The organism is gamma proteobacterium symbiont of Axiagastus rosmarus (assembly GCF_059730925.1).
This window is the reverse complement of record NZ_AP035925.1, coordinates 1179568-1196220: the sequence shown is the minus strand read 5'-3', so window position 1 is coordinate 1196220 and position 16653 is coordinate 1179568. Positions and strand designations below refer to the sequence as shown.

Below are 16653 nucleotides of genomic sequence, written 5' to 3'. Positions count from 1 at the left end.
GTATGGATTTTCATGGCATCGATCTCAATCTGTTAGTGGCTTTTGACGCGCTGATGAACGAGCGCAACGTCACGCGGGCGGCAACCCAGGTGGGCGTCAGCCAGCCGGCGATGAGTGCCGCTTTGTCGCGATTACGCACCCTGTTCGGTGACCCGCTGTTCATGCGCAGCGCGGAGGGTTTACTGCCAACAGCGCGTGCGCGCGATCTGTCCGGCCCCATCGCCGGGGCGTTGCGCCAGCTCGAAGCGACGCTGGTGGCAAAGCCCGCATTTGCAGCGGAAAAAGCGCAAATAAATTTCAAACTGGGCGTGTCGGAGTATCCGGCTTTCGTGTTGCTGCCTTCGTTAATGCAGGCGCTACAGGACGTCGCCCCCGGCGTGTCATTGAATGTGCAGGCGTTTACCAACCGCGATCACGCGGTCGATTTGTTAGATGCCGGCGCGATTGATGTCGCCATCGGCGTCATGCCTACGCACAGCGATAGCCGCATCATCTCCCGGCCGGTATTGCGCGACGAATTCGTCACCATCGTTGCCAGCAACCATCCGGCGGCCAGACGCGGCATGGACATGGAGAGCTACCTGGCGCTGCCGCATATTCTGGTCTCGCCGGAAGGTGAACTGTACGGCCTGGTTGATCAGGTGCTGGCGCAGCAAGGTAAAAAGCGCCGACTGGGGCTGACGGTCCAGCAGATGTTTACGGTGCCGTCTATCGTGGCGCAAACCCACATGACGGCGACCGTGATGAAGCGCGTGGCGCTGCATGCGCAGGCCAGTCGCCAGCTGGTACTGTTCCCTCCCCCGCTGTCGTTGCCCGAAATGGTGTTCAACCTGATCTGGCACCGGCGCAGCGACGCGCATCCCGCCCAGCAGTGGTTCAGGGAATTTATTGAACAACAGGCGGCACGGCTGTAGGCGCTGTGTGTGGGTTCTGCGCGGATAAGACGATGCGAAAGATGGCAGGATAAAAAAGCCCGCAGTTACGCGGGCTTTGAAGCTTCAGGTGCTGGCGGTTGCCAGTGCGGGCGTTATTCCCACTCAATCGTCGCAGGCGGTTTACCTGAAATGTCATAAACCACGCGTGAGATGCCGTTCACTTCGTTGATGATGCGATTAGAGACGCGGCCGAGGAAGTCGTACGGCAGGTGCGCCCAGTGGGCCGTCATGAAGTCGATGGTTTCGACAGCACGCAGGGAAACTACCCAGTCGTATTTACGGCCATCGCCCATTACGCCAACGGAGCGCACCGGCAGGAACACGGTAAAGGCCTGGCTGACTTTGTTGTACAGATCGGCTTTGCGCAGCTCTTCGATAAAGATGGCATCGGCACGGCGCAGCAGGTCGCAGTACTCTTTCTTCACTTCACCCAGTACGCGCACGCCCAGACCCGGGCCCGGGAAGGGATGACGGTACAGCATGTCGTAAGGCAGGCCGAGTTCCAGACCGATTTTACGCACTTCATCTTTGAACAGCTCTTTCAGCGGCTCAACCAGGCCCATCTTCATCTCTTTCGGCAGACCGCCCACGTTGTGGTGCGATTTGATCACGTGCGCTTTACCGGTAGCTGAAGCCGCCGACTCAATCACGTCCGGATAGATGGTGCCCTGCGCCAGCCATTTCACGTCGGTCAGCTTCAGTGCTTCTTCGTCGAACACTTCCACGAACACGCGGCCGATGATTTTACGTTTGGCTTCCGGATCGTTCTCGCCCGCCAGTGCGTCGAGGAAGCGCCCTTCTGCCGCAACGTGCACGATGTTCAGACCAAAGTGGTCGCCGAACATGTCCATCACCTGCTCAGCTTCATTCAGACGCAGCAGTCCGTTATCAACGAACACACAGGTCAGGCGCTCGCCAATCGCGCGGTGCAGCAGCATCGCGGTCACGGATGAGTCCACGCCGCCGGACAGGCCGAGAATCACACGGTCTTCACCCACCTGCTCACGGATGCGCTCTACCGCATCTTCGATGATTTTGGCTGGCGTCCACAGCGCTTCACAGCCGCAGATGTCGCGCACAAAACGCTCCAGCATGCGCAGGCCCTGACGGGTGTGCGTCACTTCCGGGTGGAACTGCACGCCGTAGAAACGCTTCTCTTCGTTAGCCATGATGGCAAACGGGCAGCTTTCGGTGCTGGCAACCGTCACGAAGTCTGCCGGGATCGCCGTGACTTTGTCACCGTGGCTCATCCACACGTCGAGGAGCGGTTTGCCCGCCGCGCTGATGGCATCTTCGATATCACGCACCAGCGCGCTCGGGGTTGTCACTTCAACCTGCGCATAACCAAATTCACGCTCGTTCGAGCCTTCAACCTTACCGCCCAGCTGCATCGCCATGGTCTGCATGCCGTAGCACACGCCCAGCACCGGCACACCGGCATTGAACACATATTCCGGCGCGCGCGGGCTGTTGTGCTCGGTGGTGCTTTCCGGGCCACCGGACAGGATGATGCCGTTCGGGTTGAACTGGCGGATTTGCTCTTCGGTGACATCCCACGCCCAGAGTTCGCAGTAGACGCCCAGCTCACGCACGCGGCGCGCGACCAGCTGCGTATACTGAGAACCAAAATCGAGGATCAAAATACGATGTTTATGAATATTTTCAGTCGTCATTGAGGCGTTTCCATTGGGATGGACTTAATAATAAAAGCGCCCGGCTGGAGCCGGGCGGGAAATCTTACGGGATTATGAACCCATGCGGTAGTTCGGTGACTCTTTGGTGATGGTCACATCGTGCACGTGGCTTTCGTTGATGCCGGCGCCGCTGATGCGCACGAACTCGGCTTTGGTGCGCAGATCGTCGATGGTCGGGCAACCGGTCAGGCCCATGCAGGAGCGCAGGCCGCCCATCTGCTGGTGCACGATCTCTTTCAGGCGGCCTTTATAGGCAACGCGCCCTTCGATACCTTCCGGCACCAGTTTGTCGGCGGCGTTATCGCTCTGGAAGTAACGGTCAGACGAGCCTTTGGACATCGCGCCCAGTGAACCCATCCCGCGGTAGGATTTGAACGCACGTCCCTGATAGAGTTCGATTTCGCCCGGTGATTCTTCGGTACCGGCCAGCATGGAGCCAACCATTACCGCCGACGCACCCGCAGCGATGGCTTTGGCGATGTCGCCAGAGAAACGGATACCACCGTCAGCGATGACCGGAATACCGGTACCTTCCAGCGCTTCAACCGCGTCGGATACCGCCGTGATCTGCGGTACGCCAACGCCGGTAACGATACGGGTAGTACAGATGGAGCCCGGGCCGATGCCCACTTTCACCGCGCTCACGCCCGCGTTAGCCAGCGCCAGTGCGCCTGCACCGGTCGCCACGTTGCCGCCGATGATTTCAAGGTCCGGATATTTTGCGCGGGTTTCACGGATACGCTGCAGCACGCCTTCGGAGTGGCCGTGCGAGGAGTCGATCAGCAGTACGTCAACGCCCGCAGCGACCAGCGCATCAACGCGCTCTTCGTTGCCGGCACCGGCACCCACTGCGGCACCGACGCGCAGACGACCCTGCGCATCTTTACAGGCGTTAGGTTTACGCTCGGCTTTCTGGAAATCTTTAACGGTAATCATGCCCAGCAGGTGGAAGCTGTCGTCAACAACCAGCGCTTTCTCGACGCGTTTTTCGTGCATTTTCTGCAGCACGACTTCACGCGCTTCACCCTCTTTCACCGTCACCAGGCGCTCTTTTGGCGTCATGACCGCGGTCACCGGCAGCGTCATATCGGTCACGAAGCGCACGTCACGACCGGTAATGATGCCCACCAGCTCGTTGTCGGCGTTAACCACCGGGTAACCGGCGAAGCCATTACGTTCGGTCAGCTCTTTCACCTCGGCCAGCGTGGTGGTTGGCAGCACGGTCTGTGGCTCCGTTACGACGCCGCTTTCGTGTTTTTTCACCTTGCGAACTTCATCCGCCTGGCGCTCAATCGACATGTTTTTGTGGATAAAGCCCAGACCGCCTTCCTGCGCCAGCGCAATCGCCAGACCGGCTTCGGTCACGGTGTCCATCGCTGCAGACAGCATAGGAATGTTGAGACGGATGTTTTTGGTCAGCTGGGTGCTGAGATCGGCCGTGTTGGGTAAAACAGTGGAGTGAGCGGGAACGAGCAGGACGTCGTCAAATGTGAGGGCTTCTTTCGCGATTCTTAACATTGCAATATCTCCACCTGGGGCGTTTAAAACAGATAAAATATTGCCGCGGCATTATACAGGCCGAAATCGGTTGCCTCCAGTGTTTTTTCGGAAAAAGTATTGATCCTCCGGGGCAGGCATGTAGTATCGGTTAATTAACCCTCTGATTTGAAATTTGATCCTCATCACATGTCGCTACCGCCAACCGCCAATATTTTTACTGTCAGCCGCCTGAACACCACGGTGCGCCAACTGCTGGAAAATGAGATGGGCCTGGTGTGGCTCAGCGCTGAAATTTCCAATTTCACTCAGCCCGCTTCCGGTCACTGGTACTTCACCCTGAAGGACGATGGCGCGCAGGTGCGCTGTGCCATGTTCCGCAACAGCAATCGACGCGTCAGCTTTCGCCCGCAGCACGGTCAGCAGGTGCTGGTGCGTGCCAGCATCACGCTGTATGAGCCGCGCGGCGACTATCAGTTGATTATCGAAAGCATGCATCCGGCCGGTGAAGGGCTGCTGCAGCAACAGTTTGAGCAGCTGAAAGCCCGGCTGGCGGCGGAGGGGCTGTTCGACCAGCAGTTTAAACAGCCGCTGCCGGAGCCGGCGCGCCAGGTGGGTGTGATCACCTCCGCCACCGGCGCGGCATTGCACGATGTGCTGCGCGTGCTGCATCGCCGCGATCCCTCGCTGCCGGTGGTGATCTATCCGACGGCAGTGCAAGGCGTTGATGCGCCCGCCGCCATCGTGCGCGCCATCGAGCTGGCCAACCAGCGTGACGAGTGCGACGTGCTGATCGTCGGGCGCGGCGGCGGTTCACTGGAAGATCTGTGGAGTTTTAACGACGAGCGCGTGGCGCGGGCCATCTTTGCCAGCCGCCTGCCGATCGTCAGCGCCGTTGGGCATGAAACCGATGTCACCATCGCCGACTTTGTTGCCGATCTGCGCGCGCCGACGCCTTCTGCCGCTGCCGAGCTGGTGAGCCGCAACCAGATCGAGCTGCTGCGCCGTTTGCAGTCTCAGCAGCAGCGCATGGAGATGGCGATGGATTATTACGTGGCGCAGCAGCAGCGCCGCTTCACCCGGCTGCAGCATCGTCTGCAACAGCAGCATCCGCAGCTGCGCCTGGCACGCCAGCAAACCACGCTGATTCAGCTGCAGCGACGTCTGCAGGAAGCGGCCGACCAGCGGCTGCGCCTGGCGCATCGCCAGCAGGATCGCCTGCTGCAGCGCCTGCAATCCCAGCAGCCGCAGGGACGTATTCTGCGCGCTCAGCAACAGTTACAGCAGTGGCACTACCGGCTGCAGCAGGGCATGGAAAAACAGCTCAATCACAGCCGGCAGCGTTTTGGTACGCTGGCAGCACAGCTGGAAGGCGTGAGTCCGCTGGCGACGCTGGCGCGCGGCTTTAGCGTCACCACCGATGCTCAGGGCCAGGTGGTGAAAAAGACCCGTCAGCTGCATGCCGGCGATCTGCTGCGTACCCGGCTGGATGATGGCTGGGTGGAGAGTCAGGTGACGGCGTTACAACCACAGAAGACGCGCAGCCGTAAGGCGTGATAATCTTTTCAGCCGCATAAATGGTTGATAAAACCCCTTAAATCGCGCGGGCTGCAGACGCAGCGGCGCGCGATTGATAAGCGGGTCTATACTTTCTGACATACCCATCCGTCAGGGAGTTCGACATGCCTTACAGCGTTATTCCTCCGTATATTCTGCGAAACATCATCGATAACTGTTCCGGCGCACAGCAGGATTACGCGCGGCGCACCCTCACCCACGTGCAACAGCTGATGGCGGAACATCCTCACACCGCCAGCGCAGCCAGCACTGCGCAGTCCGGCAGTGTTTTGCGTGCTATCTACGATGCGGGTAATACGCAAAATCTGCCCGGCACCCTGATCCGTGAGGAAGGCCAGCCCGGTAACGGTGACGTCGCCGCCGACGAAGCGTGGAACTATCTCGGCATCACCTATGATTTCTACTGGCAGATCTATCAGCGCAACTCGCTGGACAACAAAGGCCTGAAACTGGATGGCACCGTGCATTACGGCAAGGAGTACCAGAACGCCTTCTGGAATGGCCAGCAGATGGTATTTGGCGACGGCGACGGTGAGATCTTCAATCGCTTTACCATTGCCATCGATGTGGTCGCGCACGAGCTGACGCACGGCGTGACCGAAACCGAAGCCGGGCTGATTTACTTCCAGCAGGCAGGTGCGCTCAACGAATCGATGTCCGATGTGTTCGGCTCGCTGGTGAAGCAGTATCACCTTAAGCAAAGCGCCGATCAGGCCGACTGGATCATCGGCGAAGGGCTGCTGGCGGCGGGTATTAAGGGCAGCGGCCTGCGCTCGATGTCCGCGCCCGGTACCGCCTATGATGATCCGCTGCTCGGCAAAGATCCGCAGCCTGCCGATATGGATCACTATATCGACACGCGCGAAGACAACGGCGGCGTGCATCTTAACTCCGGCATTCCTAATCGCGCCTTCTATCTGGCGGCGACCGCGCTGGGTGGCTTTGCCTGGGAACGGGCCGGTCAGGCATGGTACGACACGCTGTGCGATAAGGAACTGCCGCAGGATGCCGACTTCAGCACCTTTGCGCGCTTTACCGTACAGCATGCCGCAAAACGTTTTGATAATACGGTGGCACAGGCGATCCAGTCCGCGTGGCACGAGGTAGGTGTAAGGTGAATATTCAGCTGACCGATGACGCCATCATTGAGCTGGCGCGTGAAGGCGGCATTGCATTTATCCCCGGCCTGCGCAGCGAGCGGCGATTTGCGCTGGCGCAGCTGCCGGAACCGCAAAAGCAGCGCGTGTGCAACGTGCTGGAGCAGGCGCTGCCGCTCGGCGAACCGGAGGAACAGGCCGCCAGCATCGGGCGCGGCGACCAGCGCTATTTCCGCATCCAGATTAGCTACGCGACCCACCGCGAAGCCGGAACGATTGTGATCCTGATTCCGGAAAACGTTGCGCCTCCTGAACTGCAGGCGCTGTGGCGCGATGGCGAAGAATAACTTAGACAGTTCCCACAGCATCGCCGTAACTAACTGACTATACTGGATAACGTGGCTAGCTAGTCCACATCAAAGAAAATACCCTTAGATGAGGTCTCTGCTATGACACAAACCAAGCAACGAGGCGGTGCCGGGAACTTTGCAGAGGACCCGGAGCGCGCCAGGGAAGCCGGTAGCGCGGGCGGCAAAGTCAGTGGGGGCAATTTCAGGAACGATCCTGAGAGAGCCAGGGAAGCTGGAAGAAAAGGAGGTCAAAAAAGCCGTCGCCCCTCCAAGCAGAAGTAAGTAAGGATCCTTACAGGAAGGAGTACGCCACGGAAGGTTAATAAAAAAGGCCGACATCATGATGTCGGCCTTTCTTTTACTGCGGCTTACTTGCTGTCGGGCAGCGCGTAAGCAATCACGTAATCACCGCGATCCGGCGACTGACGCGCACCGCCTGCAGAGATCAGGATGTACTGTTTGCCGGTTTTCGGCGAAACATAGCTGATTGGTCCGCCCTGGCTGCCCACCGGCAGACGTGCTTTCCACACTTCTTTACCGGTTGAGCTGTCGAAGGCGCGCAGGTAGTAATCCTGGGTGCCGGCAATAAATACCAGACCGCCCTGCGTTGCCAGCGTACCGCCCAGCGTCGGCATACCGACCGGCATCTGCGCATGCATTTTGATACCAAACGGACCGGTATCCTGCACCGTACCCACCGGCACCTGCCACACAATCTGACGGGTCTTCATGTCGATGGCCGACAGCGTACCGAACGGCGGTGCCTGGCATGGAATGCCCAGCGGCGACATGAAGCGGTTTTTGTTTACTGCGTACGGCGTGCCTTTCAGCGGTACCGCACCCATGCCGGTGTTAATGGCTTCACCGCCGTTGCTGGCAGCCGATTTGGTGGTGTCCTGCGGAATCATCTGCACCCACAGGCCGAGACGCATATCGTTAACGAACATGTACTGGTTGTTCGGATCGAACGAGATGCTGCCCCAGTTCATGCCACCGAGCGAGCCCGGGAAGCTGAGCGAAACATCGGTGTCCGGCACGGTGAACAGGCCGTCATAACGCATGCCTTTAAAAGCAATACGGCAAGCCAGCTGGTCAAACGGCGTAGCACCCCACATGTCTGACTCGGTCAGTTTCTGATTGCCAATGTTTGGCATTTCTACCGAGTGCGGCTGAGTTTTGGTGTACTGCTCGTTCGGGATATGGCCCTGCGGCATCGGCAGCTCTTCAACTTTGGTTAAAGGCTTGCCGGTCAGGCGATCCAGCACCCAGATCATGCCGGTTTTCCCGCCGATCACCACCGCAGGTTTGGTGGTACCGTCCTTCATCGGGAAGTCCACCAGGCTCGGCTGCATTGGCAGGTCGAAGTCCCACAGGTCATTGTGGACCGTCTGATACACCCACTTCTCTTTACCGGTGGTCGCGTCCAGCGCCAGCACCGACGCGCCATATTTGTGATCCAGCGCGGTACGGTTGGCACCCCACAGGTCCACCGACGAGCTGCCCATCGGCAGGAACACGGTGTTCATCGCCGGATCGTAAGAGATTGGCGCCCATGAGTTTGGCGTGCTGCGGGTGTAATCCTGACCCGGCATCAGCACGGCATTCGGATCTTCATTGCCCGGGTCAAACGCCCAGCGCATCTGGCCGGTGATGACGTCGAAGCCACGCAGAACGCCGCCAGGCATGTCTGTCTGGACGTTATCCGCGACGCGACCGCCCACCACGACCGTGGTGCCCGCTACCTGCGGCGGCGAGGTCAGCTGATACTGCGGGTCCGGCGCGCTGCCAAGACCTTGCTTCAGATCGACCACACCGTGGTTACCGAAGTTTTCACACAGTTCACCGTTATCGGCGTTGATGGCAATCAGACGCGCATCGATGGTGTTCATCAGGATGCGACGCTGGCAGCTATCGCCCGCCGCCAGCGTTACCGCTGGCACCGGCGTGGAGCCCGGCTGCGTTGGCTGCTGTACCGGTTTGGTGGCATCAAAGTACGCCAGCCCACGGCAGCGGTTCCACACCTGCGCCTGCGCATTGATTTCACGCTTCCAGATCTGCTTACCGCTGTCGGCTTCCACCGCAATCACGTTGTTGTGCGGCGTACACAGATACAGGGTGTTACCCACCTGCAGTGGCGTTTCCTGATCTTCTGCACCGTTACCGGTCGGGCTGATCGGAGTGTCGCCGGTATGGAACGTCCAGGCAACTTGCAAGTCTTTAACGTTGTCGCGGGTAATCTGGTCGATAGCAGCAAAACGGTCGCCCTGCGGCGTACGGCCGTAGCTGCTCCAGTCCTGCTGCGGTTTGCTTTTATCTACCGGGATCAACGGCAGCTGCTTGCCGGTGAAAGCAACAGTCGGATGCGGCTGGAACATCTGGACAAAGGTGACCACCATACCAACGGCAATCACTGCTGACAGCGCATACGAAAGCTTCGCCAGCGAGGCCTTGCCTTCACGCTTACGCAGCGCCGGCCAGGTAATAAACGCCAGCACCATCAGGCCGGCCGGCACCATCAGGCGCGACACCAGCGGCCAGAACTGCCAGCCAGCATCGTACAGCGCCCAAATCAGCGTACCGGCGAAGACCAGAATGAACAGCGTAACCGCCGAGGATTTACGGCGAAGGAACTGAATCGCCGACAGTAACATGACGATACCGGCAATAAGGAAGTACCAGCTGCCGCCCAGGGCCACCAGTTTACCGCCACCGATCGCGAAGAACAGGCCGATCGCCAGCAGGACCAGTCCGAATAACACGGACCAGAGACTCAACCCTTTACCGGGACGAGCGGAATTTTCTGCCATAACACAAACTCTCCTGAAAAAATAACGCGTGGCGGCCGGAATGCGGGAGCAGCCGGTCAATGTCTTCCTGACTGAGCAGGGACAGGAAGTTATCCGTTACGCTTTATTTTATATCTGTTGGTACGGGAGCTACGCCCGTTATGCAGCGCTTGTGAGCGAGGCCGCAGGATCAATATCCGCAGGCATTCGCGACAAGGCGGGCAGGATTGTACCATCCGGTACAATTAAAAGTGAACATCCATAACGTGGTAGTTACTGGGCAATAGCATTTTTGCTACAAACGCAGCGCGAAGCGAGCAGCCAGCACCACTTCGCGCTATCGCAAACCCTCATTCCATGACGTCTTCCGGGCGATAATGCACGCGCCTGCTGGAGATCAGGCCGTGACCGTGGGTACAGAAATAATCTATGGCACCGCACGCCTTCAGCACCTGCAGCGGCTGCTGGCAGTCGGGACAGCAGGCCAGCGCGGTGAAATGACGCTGGCAGTGCGGGCAATCGAAGCGTTGTTCGCTGTAAGTGAGCGGTTGCTGACAGTGAGGGCATGGGGTGAGCATGATGACTCCGGAATCGTGGCTGAGGATCGTGATAAACCGGATGTTACGCCAAAAAAAGAGGGCCCATCCGGGCCCTCATCATGTTTAGCGTTTGTTTTTCTTCAGATGCGATATCAGACGCTTACGCTTACGCTGCTGGGTTGGCGTCAGCAGGTTGCGTTTGCCCGCATACGGGTTATCACCCTCTTTAAACTGGATGCGAATCGGCGTTCCCATCACGTTCAGCGAGCGGCGGAAGTAGTTCATCAGGTAACGCTTGTAGGAATCCGGCAGATCCTTCACCTGATTACCGTGAATCACCACAATCGGCGGGTTATAACCACCGGCATGCGCGTATTTGAGTTTCACGCGACGGCCACGCACCAGCGGCGGCTGATGGTCGTCAGCAGCCATGTTCATGATACGCGTCAGCATGGAGGTATTTACGCGTTTGGTCGAGCAGTCGTACGCTTCGGTCACGGATTCGAACAGGTTGCCCACGCCGCTGCCGTGCAGTGCCGAGATAAAGTGCACGCGCGCGAAGTCGATAAAGCCGAGACGGAAGTCCAGCGTCTCTTTCACTTCATCTTTAATCTCCTGCGACAGGCCATCCCACTTGTTGACCACAATCACCAGTGAGCGCCCACTATTCAGGATAAAGCCGAGCAGCGACAGGTCCTGATCGGAAATGCCCGCGCGCGCGTCAATCACCAGCATCACCACGTTGGCATCTTCAATCGCCTGCAGCGTTTTGATGACGGAGAATTTTTCCACCGTATCAGTGATTTTGCCGCGCTTACGCACGCCCGCGGTATCAATCAGAATGTACTCGCGGTCATCACGCTCCATCGGAATGTAGATGCTGTCGCGCGTGGTGCCCGGCATGTCGTACACCACCACACGGTCTTCACCGAGGATACGGTTGGTGAGCGTTGACTTACCTACGTTGGGACGCCCGACAATCGCCAGTTTGATCGGCAGACCTGTCGGATCGAAGGCTTCTTCCTCTTCTTCCTCCAGCGCTTCACCGTTCTCTTCGGCGGCTAACGCGGCCCAGTAGGCTTCGTTTTCGTCCTCTTCGCTGACTTCCCGCGGCGCGATATCATCCATCCACGGCAGCAGCGCGGTTTCCAGCAGGCTGGTGACGCCACGACCGTGCGACGCGGCAATCGGGTGAATCTCACCCAGGCCGAGCGCGTAGAAGTCCAGCACCGCAGCATCCGGATCGAGACCATCAGTTTTGTTGGCAACGAGGAACGTCGCTTTATCGCGCGAACGCAGATGATTGGCGATCTGCTGATCCGCCGGCATGACGCCAGCACGCGCATCAACTAAAAACAGCACCACATCGGCCTCTTCAATCGCCAGCAGCGACTGCTCTGCCATGCGGTTTTCCACGCCTTCCTCGGTGCCATCAATACCGCCGGTATCGATAACAATAAATTCGCGCCCTTCCACTTCGGCGCGACCATATTTGCGATCGCGAGTCAGTCCAGGGAAATCGGCCACTAACGCATCACGTGTGCGCGTTAAGCGGTTAAACAGCGTGGATTTCCCCACATTGGGACGCCCAACCAGCGCGACCACAGGTACCATAACACTTGCCTCAGTTTTAAAAATAAATCGCCCGAATGGCGTGATTATAACGGCATTTGCCGTCAGGTTCAGGCCGCAGGCGCCAAGAATATCATGCCTGACTAAAAACAGAACGGCCCCTGACGAATCAGGAGCCGTATCAATGCGTGCGAAACGCTGCCCGTCGGGCCATCGCCTTAACGGGTGATGGCGTAGACCTCACCGCCTTTCGCCTGGATCAGCAGCTTGTCACCGGCCACGACCGGCTCGGTCTGGAAGCCATCGCTGTCCAGTTTCTGCTGCGCCACGAAGCGGCCGTCCAGGGTGTTGATCCAGTGCACATAGCCTTCGCTATCGGCGACCACCAGGTAACCGTTGAACAGCACCGGCGACGTCAGGTTACGGTGCAGCAGATCGCTCTGACGCCAGATCGCCACGCCGCCATCGGCGTTGAGCGCAATCACGCGGTCATCCTGATCCACCAGATAGATGCGACCGGCATCGACGATCAGATCTTTGACGCCGCCGATTTCACGCTTCCACAGAATCTGACCGGAACGCAGATCCAGCGCCGTCAGGTTACCGTTGTAGGCCAGCGCATAAACCACGCCATTGACGATCACCGGCGTGGTGTCGACATCGTTAAGACGATCGATCTCGGTCGCACCGCTTGGCTGGGAGATACGCTGCTGCCAGATCAGCTGGCCCTGGTTCATGATCACCGCGCTGACGCGACCGTTATCACCGCCAACAATCGCGCCGCCGAACGCCACCGCAGGCGCCGATTCACCGCGCAGCGACAGCGCTGGCATATCCAGATTCACGCTCCATTTCACCGCGCCGCTGCTCTGATCGAGCCCCTGCAGCATACCGTTGCTGGTGTGAATCAGCACCAGACCATCGCTGACCACCGGACGCGACAGCGCTTCACCGGCCACTTTGGTCTGCCAGGCAATGCTGCCGTCGCTGCTGTTCAGGGCAAATACCTGCCCCCGCTCGCTACCGATGTAGAGGCGATCGCCATTGGCCGTGATACCGCCAGACAGCAGTGCCGAAATGTTTTTCGAGAAGAAGCCGGTCTTCTCAGAGAGGTTCACTTTCCACTTCTCTTTGCCGTTGCTGGCGTCGAGCGCTTTCACGATACCGAAGCGGTCGGCGGCATACACGGTGCCGTCCTGCCAGGCGGGATGCAGATTGGAGTAGAAATCACCCACGCCGTCACCGACCGAGGTGCTCCACGCGGTTTCCGGCGTGAACTGGTTTTCAACCTTCGGCAGCGGGGCCATTTTCACTACATCTTCTTCGCCGCTGAACAGCGAGCAACCGCTGAGCAGAGTGACTGACATCAGCCCTGGCAGCAGGTATTTACGTAATTCCATGTGCGCTCTCTTGACTGGCTTAACTTAAGTTATTCATCTTCATCTGCAGCATCTGCTTCAGCGCAGGAGATGCCTGCGATTCCGCACCTTTGCTCCAGGCATCACGGGCGCCCTGCTTATCGCCTTTGCTCAGCAGTGCTTCGCCACGAATGTCCGCCACAATAGCTGTCCAGCCATCACCCTTCACATTGTTCAGGGTAGTAAGGGCGGCATCGGCCTGATTTTGCTGCAGTTGAATGCGTGCCAGACGCAGGTTGATCACCGCCTGCAGATTGGCATCTTTGGTGTCTTTCAGCCCGCTCTGTAACAGCGTGATGGCTTTGTCTAACTGGTTGGCGGCAACGTACTGTTTAGCCAGATCCAGCGCGGCCAGCGCACCGTAGGTGTTGTTGTTCTCGCTGGCGAAGCTGGCGACCGCTTCCAGCGTCTGCGGCTTGTCTGCCTGCATGGCGCTGGTCAGCTGCTGATACTGCGCCGACGCGGCTTTGTCCGCTCCTTCCTGATGGCTGCTCCAGAAACGCCAGCCACCCAGCGCAGCGATACCGACGATAACCCCGACCGCCAGTGCTTTGCCATTATTGGCAAAGAAGCGACGCAGCGCATCAACCTGTTCGTTTTCGTTGCTGTAAACTTCCACGCAATCCCTCTCCTTAAAATGCCTGTTGCAGTGCTGCGCTTACTGCAGCAGCGTGTGCAGCGTCGCGGCGGCGTCGCTCTGCGCCAGCGTCTGCTGATCGCCGGTGCGCAGGTCTTTAATCACCACCTGGCCCGCTTTCACTTCGTCTTCGCCCAGCACCAGCGCAATGCGTGCGCCCCACTTGTCTGCACGGGCAAACTGCTTCTTGAAGTTACCGCCGCCGAAGTTGGTCATCAGCTTCAGCGCCGGGTTGGCATCACGCAGTTTTTCCGCCAGTTGCATCGCGGCGGACTGCACGCCCTGCCCCGAAGCGATAACATAGACATCAACAATGCGCGTCGGTTCAAATTCCGGATTCACCGCCTGCACCAGCAGTACCAGACGCTCGAGCCCCATGGCAAAACCGACCGCCGGCGTTGCGCGGCCGCCCAGTTGCTCCACCAGACCATCATAGCGACCGCCGCCGCACACGGTGCCCTGCGAGCCGAGGCTGCTGGTCACCCATTCGAACACGGTGCGGTTGTAGTAGTCGAGGCCGCGTACCAGGCGCTGATTGATGCGGTATTTGATGCCGGCATCGTCGAGCAGCGCGCACAGGCCGCTGAAGTGTTCACGTGACTCCTCGTCGAGGAATTCACCCAGCGTCGGCGCGTCGTTCAGCAGCGTCTGAATATCCGGATTTTTACTGTCCAGCACGCGCAGCGGATTGGTATACATGCGGCGTTTGCAATCTTCGTCCAGCACCTCTTTATGCTGTTCGAGGAAGGCCACCAGCGCGCTGCGGTAGTTGGCGCGTGCTTCCAGTGAACCGATGGAGTTCAGTTCCAGCTCAACGTGGTCAGCAATACCCAGGGCTTTCCACCAGCGATGGGTCAGCATGATCAGCTCGGCGTCCACGTCCGGCCCCTGCAGGCCAAACACTTCCACACCCATCTGGTGGAACTGGCGATAGCGCCCCTTCTGCGGACGCTCGTAGCGGAACATCGGACCGATGTACCACAGGCGCTGCTCCTGATTGTACAGCAGACCATGTTCGATACCGGCGCGCACGCAGCCTGCGGTGCCTTCCGGACGCAGGGTCAGGCTTTCGCCGTTGCGGTCTTCAAAGGTGTACATCTCTTTTTCAACCACGTCGGTGACTTCACCGATCGCGCGGCTGAACAGTGGGGTTTGCTCGACGATTGGCAGACGGATTTCACTGTAGCCGTAGCTGGCCAGCACCTGCTTCAGGGTGCCCTCAATACGCTGCCAGATGGCGGTATCTGCCGGCAGGTAATCGTTCATCCCGCGAATCGCTTGAATATTCTTCGCCACGTTAGAATCTCTTAATACAAAAAAACCTGTCCGGCATCATACCTTATGAGGATGAAACCGCACAGGTTCAATCACAACTGGCGTGCGCCGGGCGCACACCGTCCTTTATTTTTCCAGCTGCTGCACGTTGATGCGGCGACTCTCGTCCAGCATGGTGGCTTTTGCACGGATGCGCGCTTCCAGCTGATCGATCATGTCATTGTTGTCGAGGCGATCGCGCTGGCGCACGCCATCTTCGTAGAAACCGCTTTTCTTGTTGCCGCCGGTGACGCCGAGCGTCGAGACCGTGGCTTCGCCGGGACCGTTCACCACGCAGCCAATGATCGAGACGTCCATCGGCGTGATGATGTCTTCCAGCCGCTCTTCCAGCGCGTTCACCGTGCCAATGACGTCAAACTCCTGGCGCGAACAGGTCGGGCAGGCGATGAAGTTGATGCCGCGTGAGCGGATGCGCAGTGATTTCAGGATGTCGTAGCCGACTTTGACCTCTTCAACCGGGTCGGCGGCCAGTGAAATACGCAGCGTATCGCCAATCCCTTCCGCCAGCAGCAGACCAAGGCCGATCGCTGATTTCACCGCTCCCGCACGCGCGCCACCGGCTTCGGTGATGCCAAGGTGCAACGGCTGATCGATGGCTTTTGCCAGCAGACGGTAAGATTCCACCGCCAGGAACACATCGGAGGCTTTGACGCTCACTTTGAACTGGTCAAAGTTGAGGCGATCGAGGTGATCAACATGACGCATCGCAGATTCGAGCAGCGCCTGCGGCGTTGGCTCACCGTATTTTTCCTGCAGATCTTTTTCCAGCGAACCGGCGTTAACGCCGATACGGATCGGAATATTGTGGTCACGGGCGCAATCCACTACCTGGCGAATACGCTCGTTGTTACCGATGTTGCCCGGGTTAATGCGCAGGCAATCGACGCCGTACTCGGCCACTTTCAGAGCGATGCGGTAGTCAAAGTGAATGTCCGCTACCAGCGGCACGTTGACCTGCTGCTTAATCAGTTTGAAGGCTTCCGCCGCATCCATAGTGGGCACGGACACACGCACGATATCCACGCCGACGCGCTCCAGCTGACGGATCTGATTCACCGTGGCTTCGACGTCCGTGGTACGGGTGTTGGTCATTGACTGAACGGCGATAGGCGCGCCATCGCCAACCGGCACCTTGCCGACGTAAATACGTGTAGATTTGCGACGGATAATGGGTGCTTCGTTATGCATATTCTCTCTCCACAATTACCCGGAAAG

14 protein-coding genes are annotated in these 16653 nt (G+C 58.7%); 5 read left to right on the top strand and 9 right to left on the bottom strand.

Features of this window, described 5'->3' with window-relative positions:
* Positions 1 to 2 precede the first annotated feature (2 nt).
* Entirely contained in the window at positions 3 to 914 is a 912-nt protein-coding gene (locus AC6I8F_RS05460; RefSeq protein WP_211727083.1) for a LysR family transcriptional regulator, read from the top strand.
* A gap of 113 nt (positions 915 to 1027) precedes the next feature.
* On the opposite strand, the gene guaA is transcribed toward AC6I8F_RS05460, so the two are convergent.
* Together guaA and guaB are read right to left on the bottom strand one after the other, a co-directional pair.
* Entirely contained in the window at positions 1028 to 2608 is a 1581-nt protein-coding gene (guaA, locus tag AC6I8F_RS05455) for a glutamine-hydrolyzing GMP synthase (RefSeq protein ID WP_021506569.1), read from the bottom strand.
* 72 nt (positions 2609 to 2680) lie between these two features.
* Entirely contained in the window at positions 2681 to 4147 is a 1467-nt protein-coding gene (guaB, locus tag AC6I8F_RS05450) for an IMP dehydrogenase (RefSeq protein ID WP_021506568.1), read from the bottom strand.
* Between the two features lie 168 nt (positions 4148 to 4315).
* Between guaB and xseA the strand changes: the two genes are divergently transcribed.
* The 4 genes from xseA (at position 4316) to AC6I8F_RS05430 (ending at position 7433) form a co-directional block, all read left to right on the top strand.
* Positions 4316 to 5683: an exodeoxyribonuclease VII large subunit gene (gene xseA, locus AC6I8F_RS05445; protein ID WP_104094134.1), complete on the top strand. Its 1368-nt coding sequence runs from the start codon at positions 4316 to 4318 to the stop codon at positions 5681 to 5683.
* A gap of 125 nt (positions 5684 to 5808) precedes the next feature.
* Positions 5809 to 6822 (top strand): M4 family metallopeptidase, encoded by a 1014-nt coding sequence (locus AC6I8F_RS05440; RefSeq protein WP_498028598.1) that lies wholly within the window; start codon positions 5809 to 5811, stop codon positions 6820 to 6822.
* Positions 6819 to 7148 carry a protealysin inhibitor emfourin gene (locus AC6I8F_RS05435; RefSeq protein ID WP_021314501.1) on the top strand — a complete coding sequence of 110 codons (330 nt, stop codon included), beginning with the start codon at positions 6819 to 6821 and terminating at the stop codon, positions 7146 to 7148. Before AC6I8F_RS05440 ends, AC6I8F_RS05435 begins: the two co-directional genes overlap by 4 nt.
* A gap of 102 nt (positions 7149 to 7250) precedes the next feature.
* Entirely contained in the window at positions 7251 to 7433 is a 183-nt protein-coding gene (locus tag AC6I8F_RS05430; RefSeq protein ID WP_071813581.1) for a con-10 family general stress protein, read from the top strand.
* Positions 7434 to 7519: 86 nt separating this feature from the next.
* On the opposite strand, the gene AC6I8F_RS05425 is transcribed toward AC6I8F_RS05430, so the two are convergent.
* From AC6I8F_RS05425 to ispG, 7 genes are all read right to left on the bottom strand, one after another.
* Positions 7520 to 9958: a glucose/quinate/shikimate family membrane-bound PQQ-dependent dehydrogenase gene (locus tag AC6I8F_RS05425; RefSeq protein ID WP_282954681.1), complete on the bottom strand. Its 2439-nt coding sequence runs from the start codon at positions 9956 to 9958 to the stop codon at positions 7520 to 7522.
* 329 nt (positions 9959 to 10287) lie between these two features.
* The gene (locus AC6I8F_RS05420; protein ID WP_058758301.1) at positions 10288 to 10515 is read right to left on the bottom strand and encodes a zinc ribbon domain-containing protein; all 228 of its coding nucleotides are present in this window, start codon (positions 10513 to 10515) and stop codon (positions 10288 to 10290) included.
* 84 nt (positions 10516 to 10599) lie between these two features.
* Positions 10600 to 12090 (bottom strand): ribosome biogenesis GTPase Der, encoded by a 1491-nt coding sequence (gene der, locus AC6I8F_RS05415; RefSeq protein WP_021506563.1) that lies wholly within the window; start codon positions 12088 to 12090, stop codon positions 10600 to 10602.
* 176 nt (positions 12091 to 12266) lie between these two features.
* Entirely contained in the window at positions 12267 to 13448 is a 1182-nt protein-coding gene (gene bamB / locus AC6I8F_RS05410; protein WP_058758300.1) for an outer membrane protein assembly factor BamB, read from the bottom strand.
* A 19-nt stretch (positions 13449 to 13467) separates the two neighbouring features.
* Positions 13468 to 14085, bottom strand: coding sequence for a YfgM family protein (locus tag AC6I8F_RS05405; protein ID WP_021506561.1), 618 nt, complete (start codon positions 14083 to 14085; stop codon positions 13468 to 13470).
* Positions 14086 to 14124: 39 nt separating this feature from the next.
* On the bottom strand, positions 14125 to 15399 hold the full coding sequence (gene hisS / locus AC6I8F_RS05400) for a histidine--tRNA ligase (protein WP_413675810.1): 1275 nt from the start codon (positions 15397 to 15399) through the stop codon (positions 14125 to 14127).
* Between the two features lie 105 nt (positions 15400 to 15504).
* On the bottom strand, positions 15505 to 16626 hold the full coding sequence (ispG, locus tag AC6I8F_RS05395) for a flavodoxin-dependent (E)-4-hydroxy-3-methylbut-2-enyl-diphosphate synthase (protein WP_021506559.1): 1122 nt from the start codon (positions 16624 to 16626) through the stop codon (positions 15505 to 15507).
* Between the last annotated feature and the right edge of the window lie 27 nt (positions 16627 to 16653).